We start from the raw sequence: 25,297 nt of genomic DNA, 5'->3' as shown, positions 1-25,297 counted from the left end.
TTAGCAAGATATTATAAAAAGTGAGCAGAAGAACCGTCCCTGTGTTAAGGTTTTTCTTGTCCATCTACTGGTGTTTCTTCTTGTGCAGGGACTTCTTCTTTGTCCTCAGAAAGTGTTTCTTCACCCACAGTTTGGTCCACTGGAGTTTGTTCTGTTTGTGCAGGGACTTCTTCTATATCCTCAGATGGTGTTTCTTCTACCACGGTCTCGTTCACTGGAGTTTGTTCCTGTTGTCCTGGATCTACCTCAACATTCTCAGAAGGTGTTTCCTCCACCGGTACTTGCTCTTGTTGGTCGATAACTTCCTCTGCATCCTCTGTAGGTGTTTCAGTTTCTCCTGGTTCTTCTTCTACAGGAGTTTCCTCTGCGTTATCGTTTGGCTGTAGATTATATTTTGTTTTAAGTCGCGTTATTAAAGCAGCAAACTCAGCACGTGATAACTTGTTCTGTGGATGGAAAAGACCTTGGCCATCTCCCATGAAAATGCCGCGTTCTTTTACAAAAGCGATGGAATCGGCTGACCATGCAGTGAGACTGACATCAAGGAATGGAGCTTCGGTAACATCCGGTATTTCCTCGCCAAATAATCTTGCTATCATTGCTGCCATTTGCTCTCTCGTCACAGGATCAAGTGGGCTGAATACGCCTTTGCTTGTCCCATTCATAATACCCTTGGCATTTACAGCTTCAATGTAACTGTATGCCCAATACGATTGCTGGACATCCGTAAAGCTTTTAACGGATTCCGGAGGCGCTGCCAGAGAGTAAACCCTTGAGATGACCGCGGCAGCTTCCGCCCTTGTAACCGAGTTATTAGGGAAAAAATAAGGACCATTTCCTACCATGTAATTATTTTCATATGTATAGTCGATCGACTCGCGTGCCCAATAAGAAACAGGCACATCCCAGAAGTTCTGTCCATATAACATACCTTCATTATTCGAAACATAAATCCAGCGATCTCCGAATGAAGTCCCGATTAGATACCAATTTCCTTGTTTCCTCTTTGCACTCACAATCTCTGAAGCTATTTTATTCGACGTGATGGAGTCGAAAGATGGACTTTTATAGAGAGTGTAAGATTTGTCGAGTTTCATTTTAGCGCTTAGATAAATTGATTTCTCAGGAAAAATTTCTCCTGCTTTGGCTGCCATCCATAAGCCGACTGTTTTATTTCTATCCCAGATTTTCGGGAAGTTGCTTTGAGGCACATGCCGATTCCCGACATATGGACTTAATTCTGGTGTGAAGCCTGGTTTATTGAACTCTTTAATAAACCAATCTGTATAACCTCTGCCGCTCGGCTTTACATCCGTGCCGATGATCCGGTATCCGGTGATATTGCTCAGCTCTTTTACAAGCTTATAATCTCTCAATTTTTCCTTATTGTAAAAATACCAATAAATCATTTCTCCCGATGTATGATAGGCAGTGGCAATATCAGGTTTGATTTTATTGGTGAAATCTCTTATGTATTGTACTTCTTTTTCTTGAAAAGGCTTTTGCCCCTTATAACCAGCCCAGGAAGGTTTACTGGTTTCACTTGGATTTTCCCAGTTGGCAGGGTACTGTCTGTTCAGATCAACACCATTAGCGTTCGCTTTCCAACGGGTGAAATCTCTGCTTCCTTCATTCATAGCAATTAACTTAGAATGGACCTCTTTTGGAAAAGCAGCAAGCCCCCGTTGCTGCAGCGTAACGCCATCCGGGTTAACCATAGGAACAAACCAGATCGTGTATTCATCTAAAATATCACGAGCATTGTATTTACCGACAAGCAAGTTCTTTTGATACGCGTTAGCATACTCCTCAATCATCTTCATAATTAATTGAGTCGTGATCCACTCCCTGGCATGGTGAGAACCATTAAGGAAAACCGTTCGCTTCCCCTTACCGAGCTTTACCGCCCAGACCTCTCTTTGATAAGTAGTTCTCCCCAACGAATGATAATCCACCAGATCAGGATGAGTACCTTTCAATCTCTTAATCTCATTAGAAACATCCTCATACGAATACACACCATCATCCCAGACAGCAGCCTCGGTATTCAACGGCTGAAAAATAGAAAACAATAAAACCAAAGACAAAAAAATACGCATAACAAACCCCTTTTAATTAATTATGTAAGCAAATGTGAGCAGAGGGACGGTTCTTGTGCTCGTTTTACGAGGGAAAAACAATCAGGAGAACCGTCCCTCTGCTTGCAAATGTCCAGACCAACACCAACACACCTACTATCGGTATTCCAGCATAATAACGAAGCAGGGGGACGGTTCTAGTGCTTGAAATAATATGCTGAAATATTATAGAAAGTGATATACTTAGTATAGTATAATCCATTTCAACCTTGTTTTGTGCCATTAGTTTTTTCTTCTTGCGTCGTCCCCTAGTAAACCATTCACCAATCTATTCATCCAGCATTTCTTCTAAACTATCTTTTTTCCCTTTAAGAAACCTATCTACCTCAAATCAGAAAGGCAGTGACCCCCATTATGCCCCGTAAACCCCGTATTAAAAGTAGAAACGGTATCTATCACGTCATGCTGAGAGGAGCCAATAAGCAGGAAATTTTCCATGATGATCGTGACAATAAGAAGTTCCTGGATATCCTGAAAAAGTACAAAGATGAATCAGGTATGAGTGTCTATGCATGGTGCCTGATGAACAATCACCTTCACCTCCTCGTTAAGGAAGGGGAAGAAGGACTTTCGGTAACCATGAAACGGATCACCGTTAGCTATGCTGCGTATTATAACCTCAAGTATCAAACCTCAGGACATTTATTCCAGGACCGTTTTAGAAGTGAGAATGTAGAGAATAGGCGTTATTTCATGACTGTCATCAGGTACATACACCAGAATCCGGTAAAGGCAGGAATCGTAGAGCGGATTGATAGCTGGGCGTGGAGCAGTTATCCGGCTTATTGCGGTCAGAAGAATTACCCTGATGACTTACTTAATAGTAAAAAGGTGCTTCAAATGATATCGGAGGACCCTACAGTCGCGCGGGAAAAGTTCAAGGAATTCAACGAGCAAAGCAGTCAGGATGAATGCATGGACGAGGGATGGAAAAGAAGAAGGCTAACCGATGAGCAGGCAAGGGAGGAAATGAATCTACTTTTGGGCAATATGATGATCCCGCAAATTAAGAGTTTGCCAAAGTCCGAGAGAAATGATACCCTCCAGAAAATAAAATTAATAGAAGGACTCTCGCAGCGCCAGGCATCCAGGATTCTAGGTGTGTCTCCCAGTTTAATCAAAAAAGCCTGGTTTTGAGATTGCAAGCAGGGGGACGGTTCTACTGATTGTTTTTTCAAAAATCAATCAGTAGAACCGTCCCCCTGCTAACATCCACCCTACAAAAGTGAGCACAAGAACCGTCCCCCTGCTCACTTTTTGTCTAGGATGAATTGACTAGACTGAAAATTAGGACTAGAATAAATAGAGGTAATATTTGAAAATAATTTAATTATTTTCTTTTATTGTCAAATTTTATTAATTTAGGGGGTTTTGGCGGCGTATGAGGATGTTGAAGAGATCTTTTATGCTGACAATGGTCTTTTTGCTTGTGTTCTCTAATCTAGTATTAGGCGCAAGTGCGGCTGTTGGCAAAAAGGCTGTGCCGGGGTCAGAGAAGCCGGCTGTTGAACGGTCACTGACTAAAACATTTGCAAAAGATAAAGCTGATCAGAAGTACAATGATAATGATCAGGTTAGGGTTATCGTTGAATTGAAGGATAATCCTGTTGTTTCGATTGCTCAAAGTTCTGGAAAGAGCTACAGCGAGCTGTCTGAAGCAAAGAAAAAGGAGCTGCGAGTTAATGCTCTAAATGCTCAAGAAAATGTTAAGCAAAAGATCAAAAACGCTTCTATTAAAATGAAGCAGGAACAGAGTTTTACAACGATTTTTAATGGATTCAGCGGCGAGGTTGCCTATAAATCTATTAAAACAATCGAAAGAATTTCCAATGTAAAAGATGTTTACATTGCACATGAATATAAGCGTCCGGATGAAAAGCCGGAAATGCTTTACAGTAAAGAGCTTGTAAAAGCTCAGCAGACTTGGCAGGAGTATGGATATAAGGGTGAAGGCATGACAGTTGCTGTCATCGATACTGGTATCGATCCTTCCCACAAGGACATGGTATTGAGCGAAGAAACTGTGCCCGAAATATCCGAGGAATTAGTTGCGAAACTAAAAGAAGAAAAGGGCTTGGTTGGTAAGTATTTTACTGAAAAAGTTCCTTATGCATACAACTATGCAGACGAAAATGACCAGATCCTTGACTTGGGTCCAGATGCAAGCATGCACGGAATGCACGTTTCCGGAACTGTCGGTGCAAATGGCGATGAAGAAAACGGTGGTCTTAAGGGTGTTGCGCCTGAAGCCCAGATTCTTGGGATGAAGGTTTTCGGCAATGACCCGCAAATGCCTTCTACATATAGCGATATCTATATCAAAGCTATTGACGAAGCAATTATCCTTGGAGCCGATGTTATCAATATGAGTCTTGGTTCCACTGCAAGCTTTGTTTTACCAGAAGATCCTGAACAACAAGCAATTAAAAACGCGGTTGATAACGGCGTAATGATGGCAATCTCTGCAGGTAACTCTGCATTGTTTGGCGATGGCTTCGACCTTCCATTCGCTCAGAATCCGGATATCGGATTGGTTGGTTCACCAGGTTTGTCAAACGAATCATTACAAGTTGCATCTTTTGAAAATCTATACCTGGACCTTGAAGGCTTCAGCGTTTTCCGTGAAGGCCTGGATACAGAAGTAATGTCTTTTGTTTCTTCTGGAAATGTTGCTCCTACTAGTCTTGGCGACAAAAACTATGAACTGGTTGATGCCGGTCTTGGCAGAAAGCCTGGCGATTCAGGATCTGCAGATGACTTCGCTGGCAAAGATTTAACTGGAAAAATCGCTTTAATCCAGCGTGGGGAAATTGCTTTCGTCACGAAGGCTCTGAACGCACAAGCTGCTGGTGCAGCAGGTGTTATCATCTACAACAATGCTTCTGGTTACGTGAACATGGCCAATGACCCAGCCATCAAGATTCCGTATATTTTTACATTAAAAGAATTCGGAGATGAGCTGGCAGAATCACTTAAGACTGGCAAAGTAGAAATCGCCTTCAAAGGTGAAAAAGTTAAGTCTTTAAACCCTGAAAATACGAAACTATCAGCGTTCACATCATGGGGTGTGACTCCTAACCTTGATTTCAAACCAGAAATCACGGCACCAGGCGGAAATATCCTTTCAACATTGCAAAATGACGAGTATGGCTTAATGAGCGGTACTTCCATGGCTGCCCCTCACGTTGCGGGCGGATCGGCACTTGTTTTACAGAGAGTGGACGAGCAATTCAACCTTTCTGGTGCAGCGCGTGTCAACATGGCGAAAAACATCTTGATGAACACATCAAGACCACAATTCGATACTGGTTTATACAATGCATACATGCAAACAGCACTCCCTTATTCACCACGACGTCAGGGCGCAGGATTGATGGACCTTCATGCAGCAATGGGTACACCTGTTGTTGTAACAGAAGCTCAATCCGGAATTGGTAAAGTAGCACTGAAGGAAATCGACAATAAAGCATCATTCAAGCTATTGCTGACAAACTTTGGTGACAAGGATGCCGTTTACAAGGCTTCCGGAACTGTCCAAACCGACCTTGTTGAAGAAGGCTACAACCTGGTTGAGACTGGCGGTATTTTTAAAGCGGGAACAATCGGTGAAGAAGCACCATACATGGGTGAATTCCCAATCGAAATCACTTCTGCTAACGGTGCGGAAGGCGATGCTGGCCTTGAAGTAACTGTACCAGCAAATGAAACAGTAGAAGTTGAAGTGACTGTAGACCTTACAGATACAGTTGAATGGATGCAAAACGTACCATTAGAAGAAGTCTTTGAAAACGGATACTTTGTAGAAGGTTTTGTTACTTTTACTGATGTAAATGATACAAACCCTGAACTGACAGTACCATACGTTGGTTTCAACGGTGAGTGGGACAAGGCTCCAATCGTTGACAGCACAATTTATGAAGAAGATTCATTCTACATGGGCACTGGACTTGTCACTCCAGAAGGCGAAGAGTTCCGTTTCTTGGGCACTAACCCTGTAGATGAGGAAGCATTTGGCGATAAAGTCGCATTCTCTCCTAACAAAGATGGAGTTCAGGATGTTGTTCTACCAGCGGTTTCTTTCCTAAGAAACGCGAAGAAAGTGAAGTTCTCTGTTCTTGACGAGAACGAAAACTCAATCGTAACGCTTCGCACTGAAAATGAACAAAGAAAGCATTATGACGGCGCTGCTGAAAAATTATACACAGAGTTCGTCAATGCTACATGGGATGGCAAAGTGAAAGGCGAAGTAGTACCTGATGGACTGTACTACTACGAGATTGCATCTGTAATCGACTATCCGAATGCAGAATGGCAGTCCAAGAAAATCCCAGTATTGATCGATACAAAATCACCTGTAGTAGAAGCTTCATTTGATGAAGCAACAGGAAAAGTTACATGGAAGGCAACAGATGAAGGCGCTGGCGTTTCTTACTACGATGTTCTTGTAAACGGAGCAAGCGTACTAGAAGAAGCACCGCTTTCTTCTAAGACTCGTTCTTTCACTGTGGAAAATGTAGAAGATGTTAAGTTTGTTAAAGTTGTAGCAACTGACTGGGCTGGAAACACAGGGTCCGACACAGTTGGTGAAGACAATACTATCCCATTCATTAACGCAATCACTCCTGAAGCATTAAGCGCAACTGCATCAAGAGTAGTTCCTGTACAAGGATACGTAAATGAAGATTCAGCTGTTAAAGAGCTTTATATCAATGGCGAAAAGACAGCTTTAACTTGGGATGCAGCTAACAAGTACTACACATTCGATACAACTGTCGAATTCAAATCTGATGGAGTACAAAGCATCAGGTTTACTGGAATCGACACAAAAGGAAATGAAATTTCATTCTTGAGAAAAGTGTTAGTAGACTCTACTAAACCAGTTCTTGATGTGAAAGGACCTTTCTATACGAACCAGAAGACAGTTAATCTTGATGTAGAACTGAAGGATAACTTCAGTGAGCTACGTTTCTACATCGATGGCAGCGAGGTATTCCGCAACGAATTCCGCGAGCCATTCGTAATGGAAACAACTGCAAAGAAATTGACTGAAGAGCTGACACTTAAAAACGGTGAAAACAACTTCGAATTGAAGCTTGTTGACCTTGCTGGTAACACTGTCGTTAAGAATATCTCAATCTTCAAAACTGATAAGAAAGCAAAAGCTTTCAAGGACGTTCCATCCGGACACTGGGCAAAGGATGCAGTAGACAGCCTAAGCCTGAGAGGCATCATCAATGGATATGAGAACGGCAACTTCGGAAGCAATGACAGTATCACAAGATACCAGGCTGCTACAATGCTTGTGAAAGCTCTAGGATTGGATACAGCTAACCGCCCAGATCCAAACCTGAAGGATGTTCCAGCAGGAAGCTCTGGCTTCGCGGCAGTCGCTACATTGGTTGACGAAGGAATCATGACCGGCAACGCAAACGGTGAGTTCATGCCGAACAAACACCTGACACGTGCCGAAATGGCGAAAATCCTGGTTGAAGCCTACGACTTAAAAGGCAGCACCCAAGAAACGTTCAAAGACATCCCAGTCGGATACTGGGGAGCAGGCTACATCAACACCCTAGCAGCCAACCAAATCACAGGCGGCTACGCAGACAACACATATAAACCAGGCTCAAAAGTAACACGTCTCCAAATGGCCGTCTTCCTCGGAAGAGCAATCGACGACCGTTTGAAGTAAGCAGATAAGCACAGGTAAGCACAGGGACGGTTCTCCTGCTTGTTTTTGAAAAGCAAGCAGAGGGACGGTTCTACTGATTGATTTTCAGTGTAAAAATAACTAAAGGCAGGGCCGATTGCTAATGCAATCGGCCCTGCCTTTTTATATCTTTCCGCACTCATAGAGAAAAAGTGAGCACAAGAACCGTCCCTCTGCTACACTTTGCATCTTTATCTAACAGAGTTATACTTTTCTCTCTTGTGGAAAGATGGTGCTTGTGCGTGATTTTTTCCTGCGGCGGAAATGGTTGCGCTGTTGTAGTTTTGAGTCAGTGTGTGATAGTTTGTTAATCCTTCGAAGATTAGGTCATCTGCTGCTTTTTGGTAATCTAGTGAATTGTTTAAATGGACAAAGGCTTGTTCGTAGTCTGTAACTTCCCCATAGTAATATTTGTCTATCTCAATGATGGCTAATTCGAGTTCATCCAAAGCCAAACTCAACTGTTCCATAGCATCGACGAAAAGGTCAACGTCCTCTTGTTTTAATACACCCAAAGCTTGCGCACTATCTAAAGAAGCATTGGAGACATCAACTTGTCCATTGTAAACTTCAATCATGGTATCAAATTGTTCGATTATATAATCAAGTTCTTCTCTAGTCGAGTTAGCTTCAATTTCCCCAATTGCTAATGGGAATATCGTTTGATACGCGAAAAACAGGTCAGTTATCGCCTCTGTACCCATCAGTGAGTAGCTTAGGTCTGAATAAACCTTTAATGTTTCAAGATCTTTTTGAGAAGAACCGCCAGCTTTTGCAACGATATCTGCTGATTGAGTGTTTGAGTTGTAATTCACTGTTGCTCCAAGCATTTCTGCTACATCTCTCAAAGGCACATATGTTGTGGCGCCTGCGTACCAAGTCGGCTTATTGACCTTTGCACCGTTAACTGTCAACCCAATTCTTCCCTTATGAACCTCTTCAGCCTCAATAGTTGCCGTAGTGCCTCTTACTGTTTTATACGTTTTAATAACTTGACCCGCATAAGCAGCGGTACCGCCAATTAAGAATAAGATAAGTACAGACAAAATAATCTTTTTGTTCATTAGAATCGTCCTCTTTTCTATTTTTATAAAACATGACGTGAATCCAAGCAATCCTCCCTCCTGAAAAATAAAAAAGCTACGACCGTATGGGCGCAGCAAAATAAGAGAGTTAAACACTCCATTTGCAACCCGACTGCCATCGTTTAAAAAACATTAGACTCGTAGCTTTGCGTCCCCACCTTTCGGATGGGTTTGCCGAAAAATATAAAATTTTCAACTTTATATAAATATTACCATTACTAATTCTATTTTCCTATTACTTTTTTATTAAGTGTGTTTATTTTTAAAACAATAAAATCTTGTAAAATTTCAATTAATTTGTCAATTAGTATCGTTTTTTTGGTACAATGGTTATAGGTGTCTATTAATTCATTTATCCTATCAAGCTTTCTTTTTTTCTTGGGTTGATAGATTCCAAAATTCTCAAAGAAATGGGGAAATTTAATGGCAAAGATGTCGAAGTCTTACCGAAAGTTTTTTGCTACGGCTGCAGCAGCGGCATTGGTGACTACAGCCGCTGTTCCAGGTGTACTGGCAGACGCGAAAGATTATACTGACGTACCTGAACGTTACCAGGATGCAGTAGATTTTGTATTGGCTAATGGTGTTAAAGGGAAGTCAAGTACATATTTTGGTACCAGTGAATCTATCAAACGTGTAGATGCAGCGGTATTTTTAGCTAATGTCCTAGGTTTGGATACAGTTGGCGCTCCGGATGCTGGTTTCATCGATGTACCAGATCGTGCGAAGGGTGCTGTAAACGCTCTCAAAGAATTTGGTATTACTGATGGTAAAACATCTAAGCTGTTCGACTCCAACAGCACAATCACTCGTGGTGAATTGGCAATCTGGATTGAAAGAGGATTTGGATTAGTAGGCAAAACAGACACAGCATTTGCTGATGTAAGCGGAAGATATGTTGATTCCGTTCAGGCTCTAGCGGCAAACGATGTCACACAAGGCGTCTCTTCTACAAGCTTTGGTGTAAACGCTTCTGCTAAACGCGGAGACTATGCGATTTTCTTATTCAAGGCTGCAATGGCGATCGAGAACGGTGACCTTGGGCTGACTTTGATGCATACGAATGATACACACGCACAAGTTGAAAAAATGGCTAAGAAAATTACAGCAATTAAGGAAGTGCGGGAAGTAAATCCGGATGCACTTTTACTAGATGCGGGTGATGTATTCTCAGGTACACTATATTTCAATAAATTTGAGGGAGAAGCAGACCTCGCACTAATGAATTATATTGGATACGACGCTATGACGTTCGGTAACCACGAATTCGATTTAGGTGCTAGTGCAGAAGGGCATAAGTCACTTTCTGAGTTTGTTAAAAATGCTGAGTTCCCATTTGTAAGTGCAAACACTGATTTTTCAAAAGATGAGTTATTCAATGGCTTAGAAATGGGCAGCACAATTGGTGAAGAAATCGACGGAAAAATCTTCGATGGAATTATTAAAGAAGTTGATGGACAAAAGGTTGGTATCTTCGGACTGACCACAGAAGAAACTACGGGGATTTCAAGTCCGGGAAAAGTTGAATTCAGCAATTATATTGAAGAAGCAGAAAGAATGGTTGCTGCTTTTGAAGCTGAAGGCATTAATAAGATTATCGCTCTTACACATCTAGGGTATGACGATAACGTTGAGTACGATAACGATCTAACTTTGGCTGAAATGGTAGATGGTATCGACGTTATTGTTGGCGGTCACACACACACTCCACTTTCAGAACCTATGTTAATTGAAAAAGAGGAACCTACTCTTATCGTCCAAACTGGAAGCAATAGTGATAACCTTGGAGTTTTAGATGTAGAGTTTGATTACTATGGAACAGTAACTGCATATGCAGGTGAGTTAATTTCTACAAAAGAAAAAGCTGAAGATGAAGGAGCACTTGAGATCATCAAACCTTTTAAAGCAGAAGTGGATAAACTGTCTGCGGAGTCAATTGGTGTAACAGCTGCAGTTGCTCTTGAAGGTAAACGTGAAATCGTTCGTACCCAAGAATCCAACCTGGGTAACCTGATTACTGATGGCATGTTATATACTGCAAAGAAAATCAACCCAGAAACTGTGATCGCTCTAACTAACGGAGGCGGAATCCGTGAATCAATAGATGCTGGCGACATCACATTGGGTGAAGTTCGTACAACTATGCCTTTCAGCAACACTCTGGGAATCATGAAACTCAAAGGCTCAGAGCTTTTAACCGCCTTAGAACATAGTGTAAGTATTGCTCCAGAAGCGAATGGCGCATTTTTACATGTTTCTGGCATGAAGTTCTCGTACGACAGTAGCAAACCAGCTGGTGAAAGAGTTGTGAAAGTAGAAGTCCAGAATACGGATGGAACATTCACAGAATTAGACGAAAATAAGTATTACTACACAGCAACTAACACATTTACCGCAAAAGGCGGAGACAACTATACTGTATTCAATGACGTTTACAAAGACGGCCGTTTAAGCGAACCAGGAAACGTTGATTACCAAATGTTCATCGACTATCTGCAACAGTTCGAAACAATCGAACCAACTGTGGAAGGAAGAATTGTAGACGTTCAACAAAACTAGTATAAAGTAACTAAATTGAAGGGCGCTTTCTAATTTATTAGAAAGTGCCATTCGTGCGTTTAAGGGCTGTTATTACTTTAGGCCTATCTAAAAAAGCCGTAATAATCCGAATTACCTAAACTACTTTTTCAAAAAAAGGAGACTAATTTAATGATTAACCGATCAAACAGGAAGTCATTAAGTATTTTATTAACGCTAGCTTTAGTTGTTAATCTGTTCTTGCCTTTTGTTTCTCAACAGGTAAAAGCGGCTGAGTTTGCTGTAGACCTGATCATTTCTGAGTATGTGGAAGGGTCAAGCAATAATAAAGCACTTGAACTTTATAATGGATCTGGAAGTGACGTAGATTTAAAGGAATACTCATTAGAATTATATTTTAATGGTAAGACTGTGGCAGGCACTACTCTTGACTTTGCAAAATTAACAAATTTCTCATCAACACTAAAAGCTGGTGAAACATTTGTTATTGTTAACTCAAGTGCAGTATCAGCATTAAAAGAGAAGGGGAATTTAGTACATTCCATTACTAGCTTTAATGGAAACGATGCATTGATTTTAAAGCATAATGGTACAGTTATTGATTCATTTGGTAAAGTAGGTGAAGACCCAGTAACAGCTTGGGGCGATACTGTAAAAACAATGGATCAGTCTTTAGTACGTAAGAGTACAATTACTTCTGGTGATGTAAATACTGAGGACGTTTTCGACCCTGCACTAGAATGGGGCAGTCATCCAATTGACACTTTCGATAATCTAGGCACCCACACAATGGAAGGTGCACCAGCCGAAGAGCCTACTAAAGTTACACCTGTAACTGCTTCTGTACAATCGTCTGCTGTAAAAGCGGGTACAAAAGTGGAATTAACAACATCTACAGAAGACGCAACAATTTACTACACAGTTGATGGATCTGAGCCAACAACTGGATCAACAGTATATTCAGCTCCAATCGCAATCACAGCGGATACTACAATCAAGGCAATGGCTGTGGCAGATGGTTTGGAAAACAGCGACGTTGCAGAATTCACTTACTCTCTTTTAAGCCTTAAAACTATTTCCGAAGTAAGAGAAATGAACCCTGGTGATTTCGCGCTTACATCGGGTGTTGTAACAGCAGTACTCGGCAAGAACATCTATATCCAGGATGAAAATGCCGGTATCGTACTATACGGTTCAGTCAGTGTACAGCCTGGTGATGAAGTGGAAGCATTCGGTGAAGTAGCTGACTACAATTCGCTTTTGGAATTAGAAGTAAGCGCAGAGAATGTCAAAGTCCTCGGCCAAAAAGAAATTCCAGCTGCTAAAGAATTGACTGCAGCGCAGCTTACTGAACAGTATGAAGCAATGCTGGTTAAAGTAGGAAAATCAAAAGTTGAGAGCTTCGCAAGCGGAAACTATACAGCTGTTGATGCAAACGGCGACTCTTACCAGCTTCGTCCAGGAACTCAAGAATGGTTAGAAGTTGATACTAGCTACGACTCAATCACAGGCGTTCTTAGCGCTTATCGTGATGTTCACCAGCTGATTCCTAGGATGGAAGCTGATATCGTTCTTGACCCTAGCTATGTCCGACCAGTTGTTGCAACTCCAGGTGAAGGCTTTATCAATGCTGGAGAATCAGTAACATTAACTTCTGATACAGATGACGTAACAATTTACTACACAACTGATGGCAGTGAGCCGACAGCAAGCAGCTCAGTATACAGTGAGCCACTCGAAATCAATGAAGATACGACGATCAAAGCTTTCGCTGTAAAAGAAGGATTAATAAGCACAAAGGTTTATACGTATGACTACATCATTCAAAAAGAGGTTGTCCGTATCTATGATATTCAAGGAAAAGGCCACTTCTCTAAATACCAAGGGTTAAATGTAAACAATGTAGAAGGTGTGGTAACTTACGTTCTAGGTAAAAACGACGTCTATATCCAAGACCTAGAGGGCGATGGAAACGACGCAACATCCGATGGCATCCTTCTTTATCAGAAGGGGCATGGATTAGTACCTGGAGATGTCGTAAAAGTCTCTGGTCAAATCAAAGAGTATTTCATTGAAGGATATGATGATCGTTACCAGGTAGATCTTCCTTCTACGGAAATTGACGCATCAAAAGTTGAAAAGGTTGGCAGCGGTGAAACTCTTCCAGCTCCAGTAATTATCGGAAAAGACCGCACAGCTCCAACTGAGGTTATTGACAATGACGGCTTAACTAAATTTGAGCCGCAAGAAGACGCAATCGACTTTTACGAAAGCTTGGAAGGCATGCTTGTCCAGGTTGACGATGCGAAAGTAGTTGCACCACAAAAGTATGGCGAAGTTGTTGTCATCCCGGGAACAATGGAAACAAACACTTCAGCAGGCGGAATGCGGATCTCTGAAGGTGACTTCAACCCTGAAAGAATTACGATTGACATGGGGGATGATGATTTCGTTGCTAAAATGGGTGACCAGTTCAATGGTTCCATTACAGGAGTTCTGAGCTACGGCTATAGCAACTACAAAGTTTTAACGAAAAAACTTCCTGAATTAGTAGAAGGCTCAAACGAACGCGAAATTACTTCAATCGTACCGGCAGATGAAAAATTGACAGTTGCATCTTACAATGTTGAGAACTTCTCAACAAAGGTAGATCCTGAAAAAGTTACAAAGCTTGCTCAAGCAATCGTTACAAACCTTAAACAGCCAGATATCATTGGCCTGACCGAGGTCCAGGACAATGACGGACCAACTGACAGCGGCACAACAGATGGTACTGAAAGTGCTAAATTATTAATAAACACAATCGCAGCTCTTGGCGGCCCGACTTATGCGTATACTGAAATCGCACCAGAGGATAAGACAGATGGCGGACAGCCAGGCGGTAACATCCGTGTCGGCTTCCTTTACAATCCAGAACGTGTTCAATTAATGGATGCGCCAAAAGGAGATGCAGACGATGCAGTAGGCTTTGAAGATGGCAAGCTGACATTAAATCCAGGACGTATCGACCCAACTAACCCTGCTTTTGAAGACAGCCGCAAATCACTTGCAGCTCAATTTGAATTCCAGGGCAAGAGTGTCATTGTTGTCGCAAACCACTTCAACTCAAAAGGCGGAGACCAGCCATTATTCGGAAAGAACCAACCGCCTGTATTGAAGAGTGAAGTGCAGCGTATGGAAATTGCGAAAGTAATTAATGGATTCGTTGAGGATGTAAAAGCAAAAGACCCACATGCGAACGTCATCCTATTAGGCGATTTTAACGATTTCGAATTCTCTAATCCATTACAGGCTTTAAAAGGTGATGAATTAGTCAATATGGTTGAAAAAGTACCAGCTGACGAGAGGTATTCATACTCTTACCAGGGTAATGCCCAGGTACTTGACCATATCCTTGTAACAAAGAATATGGAAAGATCGACTACAGTTGACATGGTTCATATCAACTCTGGGTTCATGGAAGAGCATGGACGCGCAAGTGACCACGATCCATTATTGATTCAGACTGAATTGAAAGAACCGATTCAGCTGCCATATGACAAGGTATTCAATCTAGTTGGAATTAACGCGAAAAAATATGTAGTCGGACCTCCGAATAGTCTGGTCACTGTGGACATCACAACAACACTGACCAATGGAATCTGGCTAAAAAACACTGCTACCATCAATGGAGAAGGGCTTGCACACACAAAAGTCGTAATCAGCCCAGCCCAAAAAGGCTCCATCTACAACTTAAGCGGCGAAACAATTAAAGAAGTCTTAATAGAGAATGGAAAAGTAGCAGAAATCTACGGCGCAGAAAACGTACTCCAATGGAGCACAGGAAAACGCGTAGATACATCAGCCATTAAATTCTTTGACACATACGGCAACCAAATAGAATCCCCATTCGAAAACACAGTCGAAAAAGCAAGCTAAAAAGTTAGCACGGGAACAAGCACGGGGACGGTTCTACTGCTCACTTTTGTCAATAACCAACACTCAAGCAGAAGAACTGTAAAGTTGAATTCATAAACCAGAAAGACACCATCCGCTAAATTGGATGGTGTCTTTTAATACCCTAACACATAAATCAATCACTAGAACCGTGCCTCTGCTCACTAAATGAAGAAATTGGCATGAAGGTTTGTGTCAATAGTTTGTTAGACTTGTAATAGTCTTGTAATCTACGTTGGCAGGAGAAAAGCGGGACTTATTACATACATAACAGGGGGAGTCATCATGAAGAGACATCAGAATGCATTGCGTAACTTTTTAGCTGCCAGTACGGCGGCTGCTATTGTGGTTACGGCGGCTGCTCCAGCGGCAACGGCGGCTGAGCTTCCGTTTACTGACGTAAGCGGCCACTACACGAATGGGGTTGGGTACCTTTACACAAATGGAATAGTAAATGGCACATCTACAACTACCTATGGAACAAACAACAACATCAAGCGTGGAGATACAGCAGTCATCATCTCCAGGGCGCTGAATGCCGACACGGAAAAAGCAATAGACAATGGTTTTACTGATGTAGGACGTTATGCACCAGCAGTTAATGCTCTTTTTGCTGATGGTATCATCAATGGAATCAGTGAAACTGAATTCAATCCGAACGGAACATTGACCCGCGGGGCAATGGCGAAAATCCTCGTGGAAGCCTACGATATTCCTGCAGCGGACCAAAAGTCTCCTTTTAAAGATGCGGTTGGAGTCTTCGGTGAATATGTTGACGCTTTATATGCGGCAGGCATCACAGGCGGCAAAAGCGCTGATCTGTTCGGCACGAACAATGAAATTACCCGTGGGGAATTTGCGGTTCTTTTATACAAAACCATGAATAAGTTCGGTGATGTGGTAAAACCTGAAATCACAGTTGCCGGAGTCAATGACGGCATGATTACAAACACGGCCACTCAAACGCTTACAGTAGAAGCATCTGAAGGATCGGACGTGAAGGTGCTTCTCAATTACCAGGAAGTGACGGCCACCGAAGAAGGCACTTATGATATCGTTTTAGAGGAAGGTAGGAATATAATCACGGTTTCCGCTTCATCTTTCGGGGTAGAGACAGATGTTACAAAAACAGTCACTTTGGACACCGTTGCGCCTGCACTATCTCTTTCAGGTATTCCTGATGTGGTAAATAGCGCTATTCTCCCACTTGAGTTTGAAACTGAACCAGGTTCTCTAGTAGAGGTTTCTTTAAACGGTGAGGCAGTGAGCGATGCAGCCACCTTAACCCTTGCAGAAGGGGAGAATGCCATTGTCATCACAGTGGTTGAAGCTTCTGGAAACAAGACTGTCATAGAAAAAGTCGTTACCTATGTGGATCTGGTAAAAGAAGCTGAAAAAGCTGTCACTGCTTTAGAAGAATCAACAAAAGACCTTTCAACGCAAGAAAAGGTAGACGCAGCGAACGAACTGGCTGCTGATGCTGAAACCGCGATTGCTGCCCTGCCAGAAAACGATGGTAATATCGAATTGCTGACAACACGTTTGGAAACGGCAAAATCTGCAATCAACGAAGCGGTAAAAAAGATAGAAATCGTCAATGCAAAGGCAGACGTTGAAGCCGCGATTTCAGCCTTGCCTGAAACAATTACACTAGAAGACAAGCAAGCTGTTTACGAAGTAAGAGCGAAGGTGAATGAAGCATTAAAGCTATATGCTGAAATGAAAATTGAAGGGCTAAGCAAGCTTGAGGCAGCAGAACTAAAGCTTGAAGAGCTAGTTTTCGATGCAGCAACCATCCGACTCGATGCTGCTCAAGCCACAATTAAAACCAATAAGACATATCAGCTAACAGCTACAATCACTCCTGTAGAAGCAGAAGATTTCAATGTGGAATGGAGCTCTGATAATGAGGCAGTAGCAACTGTTGACGAAAATGGTCTTGTCACTTCCATCACTGAGGGGACAGCAAACATCACCGCAACCTTGGAAAATGGAAAAACGGACGTCTTTAAATTCACAGTCAGCGACCGTCCAGCACTCCAATTTTCCATTGGAAGCACTTCGTATAATGGACTGATTACTAGCCTTAGTACCTCTTTCTATAACCTGAGTGATGAGACCATTACCGTAAAAAGCGTCCAATTATATGAAGGCACAACCGAAAAAGAAAACTACTCAGAAGAATATATGCAATCCAAGGGAGTACCAACAGAAATAACACCATACGGACAATTCCAACTTGGAGTGCAATTCGGCTACCTCGGCAGACTAAAAGAATCCGAAGGAATAACAATAAAACACACAATCCAAATACAATCCGGCAAAACCTACGAATACACCTTGAAATATAGATAATGTAAGCAGGGGGACGGTTCTTATGCTCGTTTTTTAGAAAATGTTAGCACAGGGACGGTTCTCCTGCTTATTTTTCGCCACCAACCATCCCAAACAGTCTACCCTTAGGATTTTCATAACTATCTACTAACAACATAATTTCCTTCTACTTGTTACTCATGGTTTAAAATCAATCAGCAGAACCACCCTTTGTACCTGTTTGTTGCTATTGACCCATAAAATCAATCAATAGAACCGTCCCTCTGCTTCTTTTTGCTCACTTTCTAATTCTTCCATTTTCCAGGAAAATCTAGTAGACTTATAGTTGGAGTGTAAATGTCTGGTTTTTGGTGCGTCACGTTACAATACATACTTGTGGAAATCATCGAAGGGGGAATTTTTTTATGGCTATCTATAAGTCTATGAGAAAGAAGCTTGTGGCTGCGGGAACAGCGGCTGTTATTATGGTGGGGGTTGCGGCTCCGGGTGCATTTGCGGAAGAAATGCGTTTTACTGATGTTGGCAGCCATTATACGGTTCCTATTGAATATCTTTCAGCTAATCATATTGTGAATGGAAAATCAGAAACATTCTTTGGAACAACCCAGAATATCACCAGGGGGGAGACGGCAATCATCATCGCACGGGCTCTTGGATTGGATACCCAAAATGCACCTGATGCTGGCTTTACTGATACTAGTGGTCAGTATAAAGGCGCAGTAAATGCTCTTTATGAAAAAAAGATCATAAGTGGGATTAGTAGCACCGAGTATGGTGTTAATGACCAATTGACAAGGGGGCAAATGGCTAAGATCCTGGTGAATGCCTATAATATTCCTGACGCTACAAAGGATGCTCCTTTTACTGACGCCGGCAAAACTTTCGGAAATTACATTGACGCACTCTATGAATCTGGTGTGGCCGATGGAAAAACGAATACCCAATTTGGCACTAAACTGAATATAACACGCGGAGAGTTTGCTATCCTGCTCTACAAAGCTATCCAAAAGTTCGAGCAGGAACCAATGCTCCCTACCGTAACCATCGGCGGCATCCCAGAAAACGGAATGGCCACTGAGCCTATTATTATTGTAAAAGTTGAAGCAACCGAAGGCGCTACAGTATCAGTCAAGCATAACGGCACAGCTGTAAAAGAAAGTGGCGTTAGCGGCTATGTCTTGAACCTTTCCGAAGGAGAAAATAAAATCGTCGTCACAGCTGTAGATGCTGCCGGCAACAAGGTCTTGAAAGAAGTCACAGTGAACTATGACAGTGCCTGCGACTATGATTCAACATCAACGGTCAATCCTGACCGCCAGACAATCAATTGCTTAATTACCGAAGTGGTAATGGAAAATGGCAACAAAATCCCGCCTGAAATTGTAAAAGCAGTCGCTGAAAAAGAAAGTGCCTGGACCCAGTTTATAGATGGCAAACCCTTAGTTAGAACAGAGAAGGATGGCCGTGAAGGAATCGGCATCATGCAAATCACCAACACAGCAGGCTATGATGTCGACAGATTGAAGTATGACATCAAGTACAATATTGAAACAGGCGTAAAATTCCTGTTGAACAACTTCTACCAACGTAACGACCTGCCAAAAATAAATGACCATGACCCAACCGACCTGGAAAGCTGGTACTTCGCGATCATGGCCTATAACGGAATTGTCCCGGCAAACAGCCCGGTAGTACAGGCAACGGGTGAGCGGAACGCAGGGGCATATCAAGAATTGGTTTATGACAAATTGGAAAGCGGAAATGCTGACGAAGTACTGCCCAATATCGACAACTTGGATATGACATCAGCAGACTTTGAATATGATCCAAACTCAAGTACTCAAATCAAGTTCATCAAAACATCATATGAACTCGAAGAATCCCTGCTGACTCCATCGAATCAACTTTACGCGATAGGAGACATCGTCCACTATGAAGGGTCAGGGCTGCGCCTAGTTCCTGCAACGTTAGGAGACAGGATTCCCGTTACTTCAAACGATGAGCTAAAAATAATCGGCAAACCAGTACAGGATAGCAGACCAGCTATAACTAACCACTACGTCTGGTACCCAGTAATGAAAGTCTCAACAGGTGAAATCGGCTACATCGCATCTCATTATATAAAGTAATCACAGGGACGGTGCTCCTGCGCAAAATTCCAAATAAAAAGCTCGATTGCATTATTAGCAATCGAGCTTTTTGAATACAGAAAAACATGCAGGAGAACCGTCCCCCTGCGTACCAAATCTTTCTTGGCTTTATATTCACCATATGCAGCTGATACCATAATTTTATTTAAATTGAGGATTCTTTTTTATATGAATAAAAGTCTCATTTTATATAAAAAAAGACCGAGCACTAAGCTCGATCACTCACTCTATATTTACTCAGAAGGTGTTACAGGTTTATTTAGATTCCATTGTTTTGCATTTTCTTCAAGAGTTTGAAGACGAGCATTAAGGTCAGCCAATTGGGTTTTCAATTCTTTATTTTCAACTTGAAGAGCTTGTATTTCTTCTTGTTGATTGCTGACTTGTTCAACCTTTTCCTCAAGAATTTTGTCTTGGTCTTGAAGTGGCTTCAGTTCATTCCAATACATCATGTTTCTAAACTTTAAAAAGCTGCCTGCAAGTTCAAACCTTTGAACTGATTCGTATGGTCTGAACTCATACCTATTGTACTCAGGCTGTACAAATTTGTTTTTCATAATATTGTAACTCAACACATACTGAACATCATTGTAAAAAGAGTCAGTCTGTTTAATATCTTGGGCAACCATATCGGCCGATGCACTTGACACAATAAAACATGTTGCTAAAACTAAAGTTGCAATTTTCTTCATCATCTTCGTTTTCTCCCCATTTTATCTATTGTATGTTTTTCGAGATAGTTACAATCCCAAGACACATTGTAACATTTGTAAATGTATTAATGCCTTATATCAGCTAATTACCAATTTTTATATAGGGTTCTGGTTTTATAACAAAAAAACCTCTGTTTGATTTAGGTATTTCATTTATAAGATAAAATGGAAGTTAGGGGGCGTAAGCAGGGGGACGGTTCTCCTGCTTGAAAAACCAAATATAAAAGGCTCGATTGCCGTAACAGCAGTCTAGCTTTTTGTATTGGTGGGAATACAGGCAGGAGAATCGTTGAATTGATGGATTTTTTACATTTTACAGGACATCTTACACCTGTCATAAAAAACTATATCATTTAGCAAAGAAATGAACAAAAATATTGGAAAAATTTATAAAAAAACTGAAAATTTCGACAAACTTCTACACCGAATCTTTAGAACAACTATTACAATACTAGGTAGATTTGGTTAGTGCTTAAGGAGTGATAAGTCAAGAACTATAAGTTACTAGAACTGAACATATTGTAAAAAAGGTTCAAAAGAAATACAAAAAATGAAAACTGAGTTAAGAGGAGAGTAAAAATGAACAAAAAACTAGTTATCGTACTTGTGGTGTTTTTTCTAGCATTATCAACCATTTATACATTCCCTTATGCAAAAGCAGAAGGTGGAAATAACGGAATACCTGCATTAATATCAAAAATCGAGGAAAGACTGTCAGAATTGGAAGAAACAAATAAGAATCTATCAAGTTCAATCGAACAATTGGAAATGACCATTAAAAGTCAAGAAACACAGATTCACGAGCAAGAAAATAAGATTGAGTCACTTACAAATTTTTTAGGCAATACTCAAAAGGAGCTATCCTATCACGAAGAGCAGTTAGGGTTACTTGCCAACCAGGCAAGCGAGAATAGCAACTTACTAAGCACCTTGCAAAATGATGTATCAACTATACGAAATGATATAAACAGACTCTTACAAGGAACGCAGCCCAACCCATCACAAGGCTCTTATTCAATCGAAGGAACAATCAAATTTACAAATAATGAACCAATTCGATTAGCAAAAATATATGTCATTAATCAATTAGGGCAACAAACGCAATTTGAATCGGGCTGGCAAGGTGAATTCAGTCTTATGAATTTAGCAAATGGCCAATATACATTAAAAGTTGGATCCGTACAGAATCCTCTACTTGAAAAAACAATCTCGGTTAATAGTCAAAATCAAACTGGAATCAACCTTATATCGAATGTTCAACTTTACAACATAAAGGGCAAAATGATTGATCTAAATGGAAAAGAATTTTATGCGGGTTTGGTATTAGTCGATAAAAATACTGGAGTCTATTACTCTGAATCTCCTCGTGACTTTAAGACATTTAATTTCCAAGTGCCAAATGGTATTTATCAAATTAGTTATCATGTACCAGGATTTAATGTATCAACACCAACAGAGATTGTGGTGAATGGTAAAGATGAGAATGTTGATATTAACCTTTCAGTGTCTACACATTCTGTAAGAGGTAAAGCCGTTGATAAAAATGGAAATCCACTAGCAAGTGAGTCTATTTCCTTTAGCTATGGAAATGGCGGGATTTTCGGCTATAACTTTAATACGGATAGGGAAGGAAATTTTGCTATAAATGGTCTTGTTGATGGGCAATATACCATCAACATCGGTAAACCACAAAACCCAATTGCAAGTTTACCTATCACTATTAATGGTTCAGATCTAAATGGTCTCGTAGTAACACAATAAATTCTGTTGTAAAAACATGTGCTATCCATAATAAATGGCTAAATTAAAATGGTAGCTAGGCCGGATATATAAACAAAATAGGGGAAATTGTTTTTCGAGCACATTATGATGAAGCGGGATACTCTGTAAATGGGGTGGCAAGGGTTTACAAGGACGGAATGAGGAGATATATAGCCAATCCATAAGAGGGGGGACGGTTCTTGTAAGGGACAAATTGAAATTTTGTACGAAAAAAGGCACGATGAGCTCCTTTAGCTGCTCACCGTGCCTTTAACTTTTAATAAGCTGGCAGCACTTTGAGTGTACTATGAGGGAGAATAAATCTAAGAGAGATAATAAGCAACGGATACTGGTATATAGTAAACTGTTGGATAATGTAAAAAAGTTCATTCAACAAAAAAGGGGAAAAGACGGTTTTCTCTATAGGGGGAAGAGGGCACGATGAGATGATGAGGACCCCAGGAGGTTCCTTGAGATTTAAAGAATATATAAAAAGATCGGGTTACAGGTGTATTACTTGGTGTTTGATGTCCAACCATATCCATGTTCTATTAAAAGAGGGGAAAGATGATATGGTACAAGTGAATAAGCTATTTGATCACTTTACGCATTTTTATTGTTATAATTTGGATAAGTTAGAGGTTAAAGAGGGAAAGTTCGGTGAAATCGTTAAGGAAAACAAAAAGTATCGAAAGTTATACCTAGTCAGATAGCAAAAGCCTCACTCCCATTAATGAGTGGGGCTTTTACTGATATATTTTCCCCTCAGTCATAGAGCCCTACTCCTATGACATTGAGAAATTTAATAGTTTTAAATAGTATTATCTTTCCATCCTATTTTCACAAGCCGAATCAGATATAAAATTATTAGAAAGAAGAAGGCAACTTTAAAGTAATTATCCGAACCCAAGATAGAGTAGCCAAAACTGGATAGTGCTAGTATATACATCGGCAAAGCATTAAAAATGAAGGATGACCAATTTTTGACTTTGTATGTGAGTATTATTGAAAGGACAACCCCAAACAAACTCACTAGTGCAAGAACGGGGAGAAAACGGGTGTCTTCCGGGTTGGTAAAAATAAAAACAACGTACCCCAAGAAAATTAAAGCCATAGCAATCATTAGTATTAACTTGATTGAATTATTTTTCAAACTTTAACTTCCTTTCTCAACAGAATGCCCGTTCATTTATTCTGATTATTACCTGGAGACTGTAGACATCTATCTTTGCCTTTATTTATATTTCTGAATATCATTTGGACACATTTTCCACCACCTTTAATATTATCATTTTATATCTTTCGTCGATATAAAAGTGCAATAGTCGAAAATAATTGAGGTAAGGTAGGAATTCAGTATGGATAAACTTAAACAAATGCAAATTGAGGAATCTAAAAAGAAGAACTTTATAATGTTTTATGTATTTTCTTTATCTCTTTTGGCGGGATTAATAAAATCTTTAGTATCTAAAGACGCAACCCAGAGTTTAATATATGGCTCTGAGCTGCTGCTATTTACATTGGCTTTGTTTCTTTTTCAAAGAGTCTTTAAGAAGTATTGGTTGTTCCCTTATATTGGTATTACAATGGCATTGTTTTTTACTACTGTTGGAGGCTATCTGACTGGTGGAGGGTGGTCCATTGTCATTATTACATTCTTTATGGCAATCTTCTCCGTTGTTCAATTAAACAAAAAAGTATTTATTATGGGGTATGTATTAGGGTTTATTCCACTAACTTTAACTTACATATTAGGAACGAAGGAAATCGAAACAATACAGGCAAATGCCCCGACCGTTTTTTTAGTGTATGTTTTATCCGGAATCCTTCTATTTGTGATTGTTCACCTTAACCAAAAGCAAACTACAACTATAAATAATCTAATTCTTGATTCTGAAGAAAATGCCTTAGAACAAAAAAGGCAAAAGGATTTTATACAGTCCAACATGAGAAACATACTGAAGGAAGTATCAGACACAAATAAGCATATTCAAAGCAATATCATCGCACAAAGCGAGATAAAGCAAGTCATTAATGAGGTGTCTGTTGGAAGTCAGCAGCAAAGTGAGCAAATTAATTCTATCTCTGAAAATGCAGAAGTCTCATTTGAAGTAATGCTCAAATTACAAGAGATGATGAAGAGTCTATCAAAAGATGCTCTGCAAACAAATGAGATTACCTCTTCTGGTGAGAAGAAGGTGTTAATGTTCAACAAAGACGTTAAAGACATACAAGCTTTTATATTCGATCTAAATCTTATGTTTATTAATTTGAGCAATAAAATCAAAGAGACAAGCTCTTTTTCAGATGCCATTAAGCAAATTTCTGAGCAAACCAATCTATTGGCACTGAACGCTTCAATTGAAGCTGCTAGAGCAGGGGAAGCAGGCCGGGGTTTTTCAGTTGTTGCTGATGAAATAAGAAAACTTGCAGAAATCACTAACAGCACGGCTCAAAATATTACCGTTAATTTATCTGAGGTAAGTAAGGACAATGAAACCACCCTATCGAAAATGGGGACGAGTGAAGATAAAATTGGTGCAATAATCAATTCATCAGAAGAAATCGTTGCTTTTTTTGAGAAACTATCCAGCAGTTTTGAGAGAATCTACACTGATTTAGAAAGAACAGAAAAGTTATCGGAAGAAGTAGTAAGCAATAGTGCAAATGTACAAAGATCGACCGCAGAACTGGCATCTATCTTGGAACAATCAAGTGCCAGCCTGGAAGAAATGAGTGCTACTGTTGAAACGTTGACAAGCGATAGCTCAAAAATTGCAGTTTCAATGGAAAATACAACAATCAATGCAACAACAATCTTGACTGAATCAGAAGAAGCATATCACGCTGAGGAAGAACCTAAATAATTCTTGTGAGCAGGGGGACGGTTCTCCTGCTCATTTTTTTGCTGTCGTAGTGGTTGGAAGTGAGC

General features: G+C 40.6%; 13 protein-coding genes, 2 pseudogenes and 1 riboswitch. Of the genes and pseudogenes, 11 read left to right on the top strand and 4 right to left on the bottom strand.

Going from position 1 to position 25,297, the window contains the following annotated elements; translation table 11 throughout:
- Nucleotides 1–44 precede the first annotated feature (44 nt).
- Nucleotides 45–2,099: a M14 family zinc carboxypeptidase gene (locus J7I80_RS05665; protein ID WP_214736458.1), complete on the bottom strand. Its 2,055-nt coding sequence runs from the start codon at nucleotides 2,097–2,099 to the stop codon at nucleotides 45–47.
- Between the two features lie 393 nt (nucleotides 2,100–2,492).
- Between J7I80_RS05665 and J7I80_RS05660 the strand changes: the two genes are divergently transcribed.
- The 4 genes and pseudogenes from J7I80_RS05660 (at nucleotide 2,493) to J7I80_RS23715 (ending at nucleotide 7,830) form a co-directional block, all read left to right on the top strand.
- Complete coding sequence (locus tag J7I80_RS05660) at nucleotides 2,493–3,275, top strand: REP-associated tyrosine transposase (RefSeq protein ID WP_214736456.1); 783 nt, start codon at nucleotides 2,493–2,495, stop codon at nucleotides 3,273–3,275.
- Nucleotides 3,276–3,519: 244 nt separating this feature from the next.
- Nucleotides 3,520–7,419 (top strand): annotated as a pseudogene (locus J7I80_RS23460) (S8 family serine peptidase); the annotation flags it as partial.
- 15 nt (nucleotides 7,420–7,434) lie between these two features.
- Nucleotides 7,435–7,602, top strand: a pseudogene (locus J7I80_RS23720) (S-layer homology domain-containing protein); the annotation flags it as partial.
- Nucleotides 7,579–7,830 carry an S-layer homology domain-containing protein gene (locus J7I80_RS23715; protein ID WP_483297685.1) on the top strand — a complete coding sequence of 84 codons (252 nt, stop codon included), beginning with the start codon at nucleotides 7,579–7,581 and terminating at the stop codon, nucleotides 7,828–7,830. The pseudogene J7I80_RS23720 and the gene J7I80_RS23715, both read left to right, overlap by 24 nt.
- Before the next feature lie 209 nt (nucleotides 7,831–8,039).
- Here the strand turns inward: J7I80_RS23715 and J7I80_RS05650 are convergent, their stop codons facing one another.
- Nucleotides 8,040–8,912 carry a stalk domain-containing protein gene (locus tag J7I80_RS05650; RefSeq protein WP_214736452.1) on the bottom strand — a complete coding sequence of 291 codons (873 nt, stop codon included), beginning with the start codon at nucleotides 8,910–8,912 and terminating at the stop codon, nucleotides 8,040–8,042.
- A gap of 120 nt (nucleotides 8,913–9,032) precedes the next feature.
- A riboswitch (cyclic di-GMP riboswitch) is annotated at nucleotides 9,033–9,119 on the bottom strand.
- A 237-nt stretch (nucleotides 9,120–9,356) separates the two neighbouring features.
- Here J7I80_RS05650 and J7I80_RS05645 point away from each other — a divergent pair.
- From J7I80_RS05645 to J7I80_RS05630, 4 genes are all read left to right on the top strand, one after another.
- Nucleotides 9,357–11,492, top strand: coding sequence for a bifunctional metallophosphatase/5'-nucleotidase (locus J7I80_RS05645; protein WP_251027621.1), 2,136 nt, complete (start codon nucleotides 9,357–9,359; stop codon nucleotides 11,490–11,492).
- Between the two features lie 150 nt (nucleotides 11,493–11,642).
- Nucleotides 11,643–15,389: a chitobiase/beta-hexosaminidase C-terminal domain-containing protein gene (locus J7I80_RS05640; RefSeq protein WP_214736450.1), complete on the top strand. Its 3,747-nt coding sequence runs from the start codon at nucleotides 11,643–11,645 to the stop codon at nucleotides 15,387–15,389.
- 303 nt (nucleotides 15,390–15,692) lie between these two features.
- Nucleotides 15,693–17,762 (top strand): S-layer homology domain-containing protein, encoded by a 2,070-nt coding sequence (locus J7I80_RS05635; RefSeq protein WP_214736448.1) that lies wholly within the window; start codon nucleotides 15,693–15,695, stop codon nucleotides 17,760–17,762.
- Between the two features lie 383 nt (nucleotides 17,763–18,145).
- Nucleotides 18,146–19,870 (top strand): S-layer homology domain-containing protein, encoded by a 1,725-nt coding sequence (locus J7I80_RS05630; RefSeq protein ID WP_214736446.1) that lies wholly within the window; start codon nucleotides 18,146–18,148, stop codon nucleotides 19,868–19,870.
- Between the two features lie 254 nt (nucleotides 19,871–20,124).
- Here J7I80_RS05630 and J7I80_RS05625 read toward each other — a convergent pair whose 3' ends face one another.
- Nucleotides 20,125–20,586, bottom strand: coding sequence for a hypothetical protein (locus J7I80_RS05625; protein ID WP_214736444.1), 462 nt, complete (start codon nucleotides 20,584–20,586; stop codon nucleotides 20,125–20,127).
- 597 nt (nucleotides 20,587–21,183) lie between these two features.
- Here J7I80_RS05625 and J7I80_RS05620 point away from each other — a divergent pair.
- Both J7I80_RS05620 and J7I80_RS23615 read left to right on the top strand, forming a co-directional pair.
- Complete coding sequence (locus tag J7I80_RS05620) at nucleotides 21,184–22,365, top strand: carboxypeptidase-like regulatory domain-containing protein (RefSeq protein ID WP_214736442.1); 1,182 nt, start codon at nucleotides 21,184–21,186, stop codon at nucleotides 22,363–22,365.
- 68 nt (nucleotides 22,366–22,433) lie between these two features.
- Nucleotides 22,434–22,550 (top strand): WG repeat-containing protein, encoded by a 117-nt coding sequence (locus J7I80_RS23615; RefSeq protein WP_214736581.1) that lies wholly within the window; start codon nucleotides 22,434–22,436, stop codon nucleotides 22,548–22,550.
- 626 nt (nucleotides 22,551–23,176) lie between these two features.
- Here the strand turns inward: J7I80_RS23615 and J7I80_RS05610 are convergent.
- The gene (locus tag J7I80_RS05610; RefSeq protein ID WP_214736440.1) at nucleotides 23,177–23,518 is read right to left on the bottom strand and encodes a hypothetical protein; all 342 of its coding nucleotides are present in this window, start codon (nucleotides 23,516–23,518) and stop codon (nucleotides 23,177–23,179) included.
- A 205-nt stretch (nucleotides 23,519–23,723) separates the two neighbouring features.
- Here J7I80_RS05610 and J7I80_RS05605 point away from each other — a divergent pair, with 205 nt between their 5' ends.
- The gene (locus J7I80_RS05605; protein WP_214736438.1) at nucleotides 23,724–25,232 is read left to right on the top strand and encodes a methyl-accepting chemotaxis protein; all 1,509 of its coding nucleotides are present in this window, start codon (nucleotides 23,724–23,726) and stop codon (nucleotides 25,230–25,232) included.
- The last annotated feature ends 65 nt before the right edge of the window (nucleotides 25,233–25,297 follow it).

Source organism: Bacillus sp. ISL-41 (assembly GCF_018613235.1).
In the GTDB taxonomy this organism is placed as follows: domain Bacteria; phylum Bacillota; class Bacilli; order Bacillales; family Cytobacillaceae; genus Mesobacillus.
The sequence above is the reverse complement of the archived record's forward strand: the minus strand, read 5'-3'. Positions and strand labels throughout refer to the sequence as shown.

Coding starts and splice junctions, on each gene's coding strand:
- J7I80_RS05620 (WP_214736442.1), top strand. CDS start 21,184: ATGAACAAAAAACTAGTTATCGTACTTGTGGTGTTTTTTCTAGCATTA.
- J7I80_RS05605 (WP_214736438.1), top strand. CDS start 23,724: ATGGATAAACTTAAACAAATGCAAATTGAGGAATCTAAAAAGAAGAAC.
- J7I80_RS05635 (WP_214736448.1), top strand. CDS start 15,693: ATGAAGAGACATCAGAATGCATTGCGTAACTTTTTAGCTGCCAGTACG.
- J7I80_RS05650 (WP_214736452.1), bottom strand. CDS start 8,912: ATGAACAAAAAGATTATTTTGTCTGTACTTATCTTATTCTTAATTGGC.
- J7I80_RS23715 (WP_483297685.1), top strand. CDS start 7,579: ATGCCGAACAAACACCTGACACGTGCCGAAATGGCGAAAATCCTGGTT.
- J7I80_RS05640 (WP_214736450.1), top strand. CDS start 11,643: ATGATTAACCGATCAAACAGGAAGTCATTAAGTATTTTATTAACGCTA.
- J7I80_RS05630 (WP_214736446.1), top strand. CDS start 18,146: ATGGCTATCTATAAGTCTATGAGAAAGAAGCTTGTGGCTGCGGGAACA.
- J7I80_RS05660 (WP_214736456.1), top strand. CDS start 2,493: ATGCCCCGTAAACCCCGTATTAAAAGTAGAAACGGTATCTATCACGTC.
- J7I80_RS05645 (WP_251027621.1), top strand. CDS start 9,357: ATGGCAAAGATGTCGAAGTCTTACCGAAAGTTTTTTGCTACGGCTGCA.
- J7I80_RS05665 (WP_214736458.1), bottom strand. CDS start 2,099: ATGCGTATTTTTTTGTCTTTGGTTTTATTGTTTTCTATTTTTCAGCCG.
- J7I80_RS05625 (WP_214736444.1), bottom strand. CDS start 20,586: ATGATGAAGAAAATTGCAACTTTAGTTTTAGCAACATGTTTTATTGTG.